Source organism: Longimicrobium sp. (assembly GCF_036554565.1).
GTDB lineage: Bacteria > Gemmatimonadota > Gemmatimonadetes > Longimicrobiales > Longimicrobiaceae > Longimicrobium.
On sequence record NZ_DATBNB010000203.1, the window covers coordinates 1 to 10,684 of the forward strand.

General features: G+C 71.4%; 12 protein-coding genes and 1 pseudogene. 9 read left to right on the plus strand and 4 right to left on the minus strand.

The window, feature by feature from the left end:
• Positions 1 to 68: 68 nt before the first annotated feature.
• Complete coding sequence (locus VIB55_RS05470; protein WP_331875659.1) at positions 69 to 1,376, minus strand: pyridoxal phosphate-dependent aminotransferase; 1,308 nt, start codon at positions 1,374 to 1,376, stop codon at positions 69 to 71.
• A 140-nt stretch (positions 1,377 to 1,516) separates the two neighbouring features.
• Here VIB55_RS05470 and VIB55_RS05475 point away from each other — a divergent pair, with 140 nt between their 5' ends.
• Complete coding sequence (locus VIB55_RS05475; RefSeq protein ID WP_331875660.1) at positions 1,517 to 1,975, plus strand: YaiI/YqxD family protein; 459 nt, start codon at positions 1,517 to 1,519, stop codon at positions 1,973 to 1,975.
• 43 nt (positions 1,976 to 2,018) lie between these two features.
• Here VIB55_RS05475 and VIB55_RS05480 read toward each other — a convergent pair whose 3' ends face one another.
• Positions 2,019 to 2,648: a hypothetical protein gene (locus tag VIB55_RS05480; protein ID WP_331875661.1), complete on the minus strand. Its 630-nt coding sequence runs from the start codon at positions 2,646 to 2,648 to the stop codon at positions 2,019 to 2,021.
• Positions 2,649 to 2,809: 161 nt separating this feature from the next.
• The gene (locus VIB55_RS05485; RefSeq protein WP_331875662.1) at positions 2,810 to 3,088 is read right to left on the minus strand and encodes a hypothetical protein; all 279 of its coding nucleotides are present in this window, start codon (positions 3,086 to 3,088) and stop codon (positions 2,810 to 2,812) included.
• 727 nt (positions 3,089 to 3,815) lie between these two features.
• On the opposite strand from VIB55_RS05485, the gene VIB55_RS05490 reads away from it, so the two are divergent.
• The 8 genes from VIB55_RS05490 to VIB55_RS05525 all read left to right on the plus strand — a co-directional run bounded on the left by VIB55_RS05490 (position 3,816) and on the right by VIB55_RS05525 (position 10,293).
• Positions 3,816 to 4,877: a M20/M25/M40 family metallo-hydrolase gene (locus VIB55_RS05490; protein WP_331875663.1), complete on the plus strand. Its 1,062-nt coding sequence runs from the start codon at positions 3,816 to 3,818 to the stop codon at positions 4,875 to 4,877.
• A complete protein-coding gene (locus VIB55_RS05495) occupies positions 4,874 to 5,626 on the plus strand; it encodes an ABC transporter ATP-binding protein (protein ID WP_331875664.1) in 753 nt (250 codons plus the stop codon). The genes VIB55_RS05490 and VIB55_RS05495 overlap by 4 nt, the downstream gene beginning before the upstream one ends.
• A complete protein-coding gene (locus VIB55_RS05500; RefSeq protein WP_331875665.1) occupies positions 5,623 to 7,236 on the plus strand; it encodes a putative ABC exporter domain-containing protein in 1,614 nt (537 codons plus the stop codon). Before VIB55_RS05495 ends, VIB55_RS05500 begins: the two co-directional genes overlap by 4 nt.
• A gap of 8 nt (positions 7,237 to 7,244) precedes the next feature.
• On the plus strand, positions 7,245 to 8,483 hold the full coding sequence (locus VIB55_RS05505) for a sialidase family protein (protein WP_331875666.1): 1,239 nt from the start codon (positions 7,245 to 7,247) through the stop codon (positions 8,481 to 8,483).
• Positions 8,484 to 8,491: 8 nt separating this feature from the next.
• Positions 8,492 to 9,001, plus strand: coding sequence for a TlpA disulfide reductase family protein (locus tag VIB55_RS05510; protein ID WP_331875667.1), 510 nt, complete (start codon positions 8,492 to 8,494; stop codon positions 8,999 to 9,001).
• The gene (locus tag VIB55_RS05515) at positions 9,001 to 9,222 is read left to right on the plus strand and encodes a hypothetical protein (RefSeq protein WP_331875668.1); all 222 of its coding nucleotides are present in this window, start codon (positions 9,001 to 9,003) and stop codon (positions 9,220 to 9,222) included. Before VIB55_RS05510 ends, VIB55_RS05515 begins: the two co-directional genes overlap by 1 nt.
• Before the next feature lie 164 nt (positions 9,223 to 9,386).
• On the plus strand, positions 9,387 to 9,749 hold the full coding sequence (locus VIB55_RS05520; RefSeq protein ID WP_331875669.1) for a 4a-hydroxytetrahydrobiopterin dehydratase: 363 nt from the start codon (positions 9,387 to 9,389) through the stop codon (positions 9,747 to 9,749).
• A 142-nt stretch (positions 9,750 to 9,891) separates the two neighbouring features.
• On the plus strand, positions 9,892 to 10,293 hold the full coding sequence (locus VIB55_RS05525) for a hypothetical protein (protein WP_331875670.1): 402 nt from the start codon (positions 9,892 to 9,894) through the stop codon (positions 10,291 to 10,293).
• A 68-nt stretch (positions 10,294 to 10,361) separates the two neighbouring features.
• Here the strand turns inward: VIB55_RS05525 and VIB55_RS05530 are convergent.
• A pseudogene (locus VIB55_RS05530) lies at positions 10,362 to 10,684 on the minus strand (hypothetical protein); the annotation flags it as partial.

A 10,684-nucleotide genomic window follows, 5' to 3' on the forward strand; every position in this document is an offset into this window, starting at 1 on the left:
GCGGTGTGCGTACAGGGGAAGGCCCCGGGCGGGTCGCGACAGCGGCCCCGCCGGGGCATTTCACCTGCTCAGGCGGGCGGTCCGCCTTCCATCCGCCGTACGCCGGTGGGGGCGGAGAGGGCTTGCAGCGCCGCTCCCAGCCGGCCGAACATCACCTCGATCTCGGCCAGGTTCGTGGCGCCCACCGAAAGGCGCACCCAGCCGGTATCTTCCTTCATCCCGAACGCCTGGAAGGGCACCGCCGCGAGTCCGGCGGCCGCCAGCAGGTACTGGCGGATCTGCTCGTTGGTGGCCAGCACCTCGCCCTCGGGCGTCTGCCACCCGTGCAGGGCGAACTGCGCGCTCAGGTAGATGGCGCCCATGGGGGTGATTGCCCGCACGGGGAAGCCCGCGGCGCGTAGTGCCTCGATCCCGGCGTAGAGGGCGTCGAGGCGCGCTTCCACGCCCTGCTTCATCTCGCGGTGGTAGGCCACGATCTCGTCGGTGGCCCCGATCATCTTCGCCGTGGCGATCTGCTCGGCGCGGGGAGCCCAGGCGCCCACGTGGGCCAGCACGCTCGCCATCCGCTGCGTGATGTCGACGGGGGCCACCGTCCACCCCACCCGCACCCCGGTGGCCGCGAACGACTTGCTGATGCCGTCCACGAACACCGTGTAGGCGGCCATCGCGGGGCGCAGCGTCACCGGGTTCACGTGCATGGTGTCGCCGAAGGTGAGCATCCAGTACACCTGGTCGTACATCACGTACAGCGGGCGCTCGCCGGGGCCGCGGCGGGCGTTCTCCTCCAGCACCATGTCGCAGATCTCGCCCAGTGCCTCGGGGGTGAAGGCGGTGCCGCACGGGTTCAGCGGCGAGTTGAGCGCCAGCAGCCGCGCGCCGCGCACCGCGTCTTCCAGCAGGGCGCGGGTGGGGAGGAATGCGTCCTCCGCGCGGCAGGTGACGGGCACGCCGCGCGCGCCGGACAGGTGCACGTAGTGGTTGTTGTTCCACGAAGGCACCGGGTACACCACGACGTCGCCCGGATCCACCAGGGTGGAGTAGACCGAGAAGATGCCGGGGCGCGATCCGCCGGTGATCAGCACCGAATCCACCCCGTACTCCAGCCCCAGCCAGCGCTCGAAGAAGTCGGCGACCGCCTTGCGCAGCGGCATCACCCCGTCGGAGGGCGGGTAGTTGGTTTCGCCCGAGCTCAACGCCTGGACGATCTCGCGCTCCAGGTAGCCGGGAATGCGGAACTCGGCGGGCGAAAAGTCGCCCACCGTCAGGTTGCAGATGGTTTCGCCCGCCGCCACCATGGCGCGGATGTCCCCGGCGATCTTCAGGATTTCGGAGCCCACCAGCCCCGCCGCCATCGCCGAAACGCGTCCGTCCGTCATCGCCCCGTGCACTTTGCTGATGGATTGTCTGCGAACCGGCGGCAAATTAGCCGGGGGCGCACCGCCGCGACAGGGCGCCCCGGCGTTCGTCTTGCACCCGCGGCGGGCGGATGGACAGACACTTTCGACGATGGAGGCCCGTGAAGCTGTGGATCGATGCGGACGCCGCACCGCGCGACGTAAAGGAGATCGTCTTCCGCGCCGCCAAGCGGCTGGAGATGCAGACGGTGCTGGTGGCCAATCAGCGGATGCCGGTGCCGCCCGGCAACCCGTTCGTCACCGCGGTGCGGGTGGAGGGCGGCCCCGACGTGGCGGACCTGTACATCGTGGAGCAGGCCACGCCGGGAGACGTGGCCGTGACCGCCGACATTCCGCTCGCGGCAGCGCTGGTGGAAAAGGGAGTGGCGGTAATCGACCCGCGCGGCGACGAGTTCGATGCGGAGAACGTGGGCGAGCGGCTGGCCGTGCGCGACTTCATGGACGGGCTCCGCGGCGCGGGGGTGGAAACCGGCGGCTCGCGCCCGTACGGGCCCAAGGACAAGCAGGCGTTCGCCGGCTCGCTCGACCGCATTCTCACGCGCGCGCTGCGCCGGCGCTGACGCGGGCGAGGGCCGGCGCTACGGCCCCGCCCGCGACAGTGGATCAGAGTGCCCAGGGCGTCGTGGAGTCGTACAGCGCCTTCGCGGGCTTCACCGAGATGTGGACGTGCTTGTCGTGCGGGTTCTTGCCGGTGTAGGGCCGCCAGGCCCACGCCGGCTGGCCGCCCATGGGGGCCGAGTTCGCGATCCTGCGGTTCCAGATGATGTACTTCACCCGCGGGTCCTTGGCCTTGCGGATGGCCTCGGCGATGGCGTTGGCGTCGCAGCCGTTTGCCGGGTCGTGGGTGATGTCTATCGCGGTGACCACGCCCTTGCCGGCGTCCTTGACCCAGGGATTGTGGTCGGAATTCGTATTCTCGTGTGCCTTGTCGCCGATGTCGCCGTCATGGCTCTTCCTGCGGCCGGGGGCGCGGGCGTTCAGTTGGTTGCGGAGGGTGATCAGCCCCTTCGCGGTGCGGTACGCGATGACGGTCTCGGCGTTCTCGGCCCTTCCGGAGTCGAGAGGCTGGGGGTTGACCTCGGTGGCCGCCTCGACGTCGTCGCCGTAGTTGGGGGTGCGCACGCCGCCGTCCTGGTCGTCGTCCTCGTCCTGGTGATGGTGATGGTGCGAGTCGTGGCCGACGTCGTCGTCGTCGTGGGAGTGATAATCGTCGTCCTGCTGCATGGGGCTCATCCGTGCGCCTGGTGATGGTGGGAACCGGAACCTCGCGGACCTGCGCCGTAATAGATGGGATGGTTCCCGTCTTTTTCCAAGAGTGACGACACGCGCCGTACGAAAAACGCCGAAAGGGCCGCCCGAGAGCAGCCCTTTCGGCGTTTTCCAGCCCGCGATGGTTAGACGCCGATGCGCCGAAGCCGCGTGTCGCGCGCGCCCGCCGCGACGCCGGCGCCCACGCCGGCCCCGAAGAGCAGCGCCGTGCCTCCGCCCACCAGCGGAAGGATTCCGACCACCGGGGTGGCGACGACGAAGGCCGCGGCGCCCGCGAGGATGGGGGCGAGCCCATTGTGGACGGCGTCCACGTAGGCCAGCCGGCGCCGCACGAAGCTGCGGCTCTGCAGATATCCGAACGCCGTGGCGGCGATGGTTGCGGCGAATGCGATCAGTCCGAACATGGTCGTCTCCTTCGATTTCCGAGGCTCATTCGTTCCGTTCTTGCGAGTGATACGGTACGGTGCGCGGGAAAGATTCAGGTGCGAGGGAGCCGAACCCGGTTCGTCGGCAGGCGCCCCCCATCCCCAGCCCCAGCCGAGGGCTCGGCTCCTCCTTGTCCAGGGTTCCAGTGCACGGGCCACGCTGGCACAGCGAGCGCTTCGACAGATCGGGCGCATGCCGCGGCCGCCCCCCTCTCCCGGCCTCTCGCCCATAAACCCCATGGGGGAGAGGAGAATTCGAGTGCGCTCCGGCTGGCCCTGCGCACTCGACTAGCTCCCTTCCCCCGCGCAGTTTGCGGGGGAAGGGCTGGGGATGGGGGGCGCCGGCCCGAGCACCGGGCCTGCCCCGCCACGCCAAAACTCTGAAGTGTACCCCCTCTCCCACGCTGTTTGTGGGAGAGGGTGGCACGCGTGTCAGCGCGGCCGGGTGAGGGCCCCACGGCAGCCGAGGCCTCGGTTGCGGTGACCGCTGCCGCGCCCGGGCTGAGAGGCATCCGCGGCGAGATCCTTCGGCCCGCGACGGATGTGCCGCGTGCCAGTGCCGTGCGCTTGGGCCTCTGGATGACAGGGCCCGGTGAGCGTCCGCGCGGGACGGGTGCGGGTCCTCGCCGTTGCCCGCGTTTCCCCGCCCGGGCATATTCCCCGCAGGCTGCCATCGACGCTCGCCATCTCGCATTCCCACGTCCTGATGACCCTCATCCGCCGTCCACACGCGCTCGTCGCCGCGGTCCTTCTCACGGCCGGCGCATGCGCGCGCGCCGCGGGGCCGGAGCCGGCGCCCGTGCGGCACCAGGCCCCGGCTCGCGCGGCCACGGTGCGGGAAGAGGACGTGCGGCGGGCGCTGTACGACCTGGCCGCGGACAGCATGGAAGGGCGCGGCACCGGCACGCGGGGCGGAATGCGCGCCGCCGTCTACCTCGCCGCGCGGCTGCAAGCGCTGCGGGTGCAGCCCGCGGGCGACTTCGGGTACTTCCAGACAGTGCCCGTCGCCGCGGAGGGGCCCGGCGGACGGCTGCGGCTGGCCACCGCCGACGAGCTGTCGCGCCTGCGTCCCGAGCAGGTGCGGCAGGCCTTCAACGTCGTCGCGCGGATCCCGGGGACGGACCCGTCGCTGGCGGGCGATGCCGTCATCGTGGGCGCCCACTACGACCACGTCGGCATCGGGCGGGCGGTGGAGGGCGACAGCATCTACAACGGCGCCGACGACGATGCCAGCGGGACCGTGGCCGTGCTGGAGGTGGCGCGCGCCCTGGCGAAGGCGCCGCCCCGGCGTACCGTCATCCTCTTTTTCGCCACGGGCGAGGAGGTGGGGATGCTGGGAACGCGGCACTACCTGCGCGATCCGGTCGTGCCGCTGGACAGCACCGTCGCCGGGCTGTTCGTGGAGATGGTCGGCCGGCCGGACTCGCTGGCGGGCGGCCCCGGCCGCGGCTGGCTGACGGGATTCGACCGCTCCACCATGGGCGCGCTGCTATCCGCCGCGGGCGTTCCCATCGTCCCCGATCCGCGCCCGGGGCAGAACTTCTTCGAACGCAGCGACAACACGCCGTTTGCGCGGATGGGCGTGCCCGCGCACGTGCTGTCGTCGTTCGGGCTTCATCGCGACTATCACCAGCCCAGCGACGAACCCGAGAGGCTGGACTACCCGCACATGACGCGGGTGATCGACGCCGCCATCCACGCCGTGCGCACCCTGGCGGATGGCGCGCGGCCCCAGTGGAATCCCGGCGGGCGCCCCTCCGCGCGATGATCGACGTCCAGCAGCTCCGCAAGGTGTACGACGGCCGCGTGGCCGTCGCCGATCTCAGCTTCCAGGTGCGCGGCGGAGAGATCCTGGGCATCGTGGGACCCAACGGGGCGGGGAAGACCACGACGCTTCGCGCCATCTGCGGCATCCATCCACCCACGAGCGGCCACGTGTCCATCGGCGGGTTCGACGTGGAGCGGCAGGCGATGGAAGCCAAGCGCCGCCTGGCCCTGATCCCCGACGAGCCGCACCTGTTCGCCAGCCTGACGGTGTGGGAGCACCTGGACTTCACCGCCCGCGTGTACGGCGTGCGCGAATGGCACCCCGCGGCCGAGCGTCTGCTGGCGGAGCTGGAGCTGGCGGACCGCCGCGACAGCATGGCCGACGAGCTTTCGCGCGGCATGCGGCAGAAGGTGGCGGTTGCCTGCGCCCTCCTTCACGATCCCGCCGCGCTGCTGCTGGACGAGCCACTGACCGGCCTGGACCCGCGCGGCATCCGCACCCTGTACGACACGCTGCGCAGGCGCGCGGCGGCGGGCGCGGCGGTGGTGCTCTCGTCGCACCTGCTGGGACAGATCGAGGGATTGTGCACCTCGTTCCTCATCCTGCGGCAGGGGCAGCTGCTCTTCCACGGCTCGCGCGACGAGCTGCGCGAGCGCTTCGCGGGTGAGCTGGGGCCGGACGCCACGCTGGAAGACATCTTCTTTCACGTGACCGAGGGTGACGCACCAGCGGCGGAGGCGACGGGGTGAATCCCGGCCTGCGCTACCTGGCGAGGGCCGGCTTCCGGGGCGTCCTTCGCCGGACGGGGCGGCGGATGCGCACCGCGCGCGGCTTTCTCACCACCGTGCTCGGCGCTTTGCTGATGATCGCCCTGGTCGGCAGCCAGGTGGTCGCGCTCGTGCTGGACGAAAGCCCCACCTCGGCGGGGGACGCGGCAGCCGGGTTCACCCTGGTGCTAATGGCGCTGGTGGGATGGGCGGTGGTGAACTCGGAGGCGCCGTTCTTCTGGCCGGCGGAGGTACAGCACCTGTTCGCCGCCCCCATCAGCCGGCGCGAGCTGCTGGGGTACCAACTCGCCAGCCGCGCGTGGCTGCAGCTTCTCTCGGGGCTGTGGGTGGGAACCATCGGCATGCGGAGCGCGCCGTGGCCGCTGGCGGCGCTTTCCACCGCAATCCTGGGGATCACCTTCGTCAACGTCGCGGGGCTGCTGGCCGCGCTGGTGAAGATGGCCGTCGTGCAGCGGGCGCCCGCCGCGGTGAAGGCGATCAAGCCCGCGTTCTTCGTGTCGGCGGCGGTGCTGGCCGCGGTCCTGTACGCCCGGGCCCGCGCCGTGGGCCTGGGCGACGCCATGGGCGAGGTGCTGGCCTCGGCGCCGCTGCGCGCGCTGTCGCTGCCGCTTCAGCCCTTCGGCCGCGCGTTCGCGGCGGAAGGCCTCGTGCCGCTGGTGCTCTGGTCGGCCGCATCCGCGGCGGTGATCGCCGTCACCTTTGGCGCGGCCGTGCTGCTGCCCGTGGACTTTCGCGAGGCGTCGCTTTCGCTCAGCGCCCGCAAGGTGGCCCAGTGGCAGCGGGTGCGCGGCCGCGGCGGGCCGCCCACCCGCCGCCGCATCCCCGTTCCCTCGTTTGGGTTCCTGGGCACCGCCGCACCCCTGGCGCGAAGGCACGGGTACGAGCTGGGCCGCGCTCCGCGGCCGCTGCTGGGACTGGCGTTCTCCGCCGGGCTGGCGTTCTTTTACAGCATCGTCCTGCCGTGGACGAGCGACTACGCATCCACCCCGCGCCCGCTGGGGGTTGCCCTGGTCGTGATGGTGGCCGTGTTCGCCGTTCTCGGAAGCGGCTCGCTGAACCTGGACTTCCGCCGCGACGCCGAGCGCATCGCGTTCCTGCGTTCGCTGCCGCTGCGGCCCCGGGCGGTGGCCGTCGCGCAGGTGTTCACCCCGGCGGCCATCCTGACGCTCGCCAGCCTGCTCCTGCTGGTGGGCACGGCCCTGTCGGTGAGGTGGCACGTCCGCCCGATGATGCTGCTCCTCGCCATGCTGCTGGCCGGGCCCATCTCGTGGATCTGCGTGGGGCTGGAGAACTGGCTGTTCCTGCTGTTCCCCACCCGGGTAACGCCTGCCGGCACGGAGCAGAACTCGTTTTCGGGGCGATTGTTCCTGAAGACGCTCACCAAGCTCATGCTGCTGTTCGTGGTCGTGGGCCTGGCGCTGCTGGCGGCGGTGCCCGGCCGGATGGTGGCGGGCCGGGCGGGCGGCGTATCCGCCTCCGTGCTCGTCGTGCTGGCGGCTTGCTGGGCCGCCACCTGGCTGGTGGCCCGCGCCTTTCGCGGCTTCGACCTGGCCGTCGACAACCCCGACTGAGTCTTCCCATGCGTCCTCATCCATCCATCCCCACGCTCCTGGCGCTCGCCCTCACCGCCTGCGGCGGCTCGGGCGACGATCCCAAACCGGTGGAGACGACCGTGCAGGTGCAGGTGATTCCCGCGCCGGCCGCGCCCGGGAGCGGCGAGCCCAACCTGAGCGCGGCGCCGGACGGGCGCGTGTACCTGTCGTGGATCGAGCCGCGCCCCGACAGCACGCACGCCCTGCGCTTCTCCGTGCTGGAGGGCGGCGGATGGTCCACGCCGCGCACCATCGCGCAGGGCAGGGACTGGTTCGTCAACTGGGCGGACTTTCCGTCGCTGGCGCCGCTCCCCGGCGGGCGGATGGCGGCGCACTGGCTGCAGAAGAGCGGCAACGGCAAGTACGCCTACGACGTGCGCGTGGCCGTCTCGGCCGACGGCGGCGCCACGTGGAGCCAGGGGGTGGTGCCGCACCGCGACGCCACCGCGAGCGAGCACGGGTTCGTCTCGATGTGGCAGCAGGGCGATTCCCTGGGGCTGGTGTGGCTGGACGGCCGCAAGTACGGCGCGTCGGCCGAGGAGCACGCGCCTGGGAACGAGATGACGCTGCAGTACACCACCATTGCGCACGACGGGCGGGCCGCGCCGGAGCGGGAGATCGACGGGCGCGTCTGCGACTGCTGCCAGACGGGCGCGGCGATGACCTCCAGCGGGCCCCTCGTCGTGTACCGCGACCGCTCGCCGGGGGAGATCCGCGACATCTACTACACGCGGATGGTGAACGGCGCGTGGACGGCGGGGCGCCCCGTGCATGCGGACGGGTGGAAGATCGACGCCTGCCCCGTCAACGGACCGCAGGCGGCGGCGGATGGAAACCGCGTCGCCGTGGCCTGGTACACCGCGGCGCGCGACAGCCAGCAGGTGAAGGTGGCCTTCTCCGCCGACGCGGGCGCCACCTTCGGCCCGCCGGTGCGCGTGGACGGCGGCAACCCCGAGGGGCGCGTGGACGTGCTGATGCTGGACGGGGGCGCCGCGCTGGTGAGCTGGAAGGAGCGCGCGGCGGGGAAGGGCGTGGAGGTGCGGGTGCGGCGGGTGGAGGCGGACGGCAAGCTGGGGGCGCCTCGGACGGTCACCCAGTCCAGCGCCACGCGGTCCAGCGGATTTCCGCGCATGGTGCGTGCGGGGAACGAGCTGGTGATGGCGTGGACGGCCGCGGGCGAGCCGTCCACCGTGAACGCGGCGCGCATGCCGCTCCCCGTGGATTGAGGCACGTGATGCGGATGATGAAGGTGCTGTCCGCGGCCGTCGTGCTGCTGGCCGCCTGCGGCGACGCGCCGCCGGGCACGGTGGCGGTGGGCAAGCCGGCACCGCCCTACGTGGCGCAGGTGCTGGACGGCGACCGCACCTCGCTGGCAGACCTGCAGGGCCGGCCGGTGCTGCTGAACGTGTGGGCCACCTGGTGCGGCCCCTGCCAGAAGGAGATCCCCGCGCTGGAAGCCCTGCACCGCGAGTACGGCCCCAGGGGGCTGCGCGTCGTCGGCGTCAGCATCGACCAGGCGAGCGAGCAGCAGGCCATCCGCGAGTTCATGCAGGAGCACGGCGTGTCGTTCGACGTATGGCTGGACCCCAGCGGCGACGTCACCAGCCAGTTCAGCATGGTCGGCGTGCCGAACACCTTTCTGATCGGCGCCGACGGTACGCTGCTGTGGAAGAAGGTGGGTCCGGTTCACGCCACGGACAATGAATTGCGCGGGCTGATCGAGAAGTCGCTCCCCGCCACCTGATGCGCACCGTCACCGACGAACGGGGCCGCACGTGGGACGTGGCGATCGGCCGCGGCTCGTACGGCACCGCCCTGCTGATGTTCTCGCTGCGGACGGAAAACGACAACCGCACCTCCCTGCTCGCCTCCGAGACGGTACGCGACGCGGAGCGCGAGCTGGCGTCCCTGAGCGACGAAGCCCTCCGCCAGCACCTCGCCGACTCCCGGCCCTGGCAAGGCTGACCATCGCTGGACGTGCACGCGATGTCATCCCGAGGAAGCGGCGACGCCGGACCTGCCGCCCCACCCAAGACGGCAGCGACCGAGGGATCCGCCACACACCCCGGCCGCGCCCCACTGCCGCGGCCACACCGAATCCACCCGTCCCATCCCGCGGAAGGCACCCGATGGACCCGCTGAAGACCCGCACCTGCGAGCCCTGCCGCAAGGGCGCGCCCACCGTCACGGCCGATGAGATCGCCGAACTCCATCCACAGGTTCCCGAGTGGAACATCGTGGAGCCCGATGGAATCCAGCGGCTGGAGCGCGTGTTCACCTTCCCCGACTTCGCGAGCGCGCTGGACTTCACCAACCGCGTAGGCGCCATCGCGGAGGCCGAAGACCATCATCCCGCGCTGCTGACGGAGTGGGGGCGCGTCACTGTCGGATGGTGGACGCACAAGATCGGCGGGCTGCATCGCAACGACTTCGTCATGGCCGCCAAGACGGACGAGGTGTTCGCATCGTCCGCCGCTACGAGCGCGGCCTGAAATGAATCCGCGGCACAGGTATCGGGTGGGGGTCGCGCTCACCCTGGCGGCGAGTGCGTGTACCCCGGCTCCCGCGGCTGAGCCGCGGCCCGAACCCGACCCGCCAGACCGTGCGCCGGCGGATTCCGTTCGCGGGCCGCCTGTGTCCCCGCACATCAGCAACGACATCCGCATCTGCGTGCTGCAGAACGGGAACATGCGAGAGGTGAGCGTCCACTACAACACGCGGACGGGCGACACGACGGTGAACGGACGGGCCTTCAGCGAGGCGTTTCCGCCCGAGGCGCCCGGGTACGCCGCGGCTGCCCCGTGGATGGTCCTGAACGAGCCCATCCGCTTCCGGGGAAACCGGTACGTCAAGTACGGCCGGGCCCGCGTGCTCGGCGCATGGGAGGTGGAGCGCGCGGGCGAATACCAGGGGACTCCTCTGTTCAGGGAGGCCGGAGAGAGCGGCGATCCGGTCGTCCTCTATATTCCGGTCTCGCCGGGCTGCGTCTTTCAGCCCTACCAGAACATCGCCAACGTCGCCGCCGTCCGAGGCTGAAGACGACTGGGGGACGGCGTGATTGCCGTCCCCCTTTGCTCGGAGGCACTGCCGCCCCTGCTCCTGTCCTACTCCCTCGGTGGGGCCGCGTCGCGCAGCCTTCGATGGTGCTCCTGCCGTTCCCGCGCCGTGCGAGCCTCGTCCAGGCGGTTGAGGCGGGTGAGCAGACGGATCAGCCGCTCGTAATCCACCCCCAGCACGCGGTGGTTGGGGTTGAGCTTTGCCTCCTCGGCGCGGATGCCGGCCATCAGCGCGTCCGCCGACTCCCACTCGCGCCCGCCCTGCAGCAGCGCATCGGCGAGCGCCATGTGGTAGCGCACCTCGCCCGGATCCAGCTCCGCCGCGCGCCGATACGCCTCCGATGCCTCTGCCCAGCGCGCCTGCCGCCCGA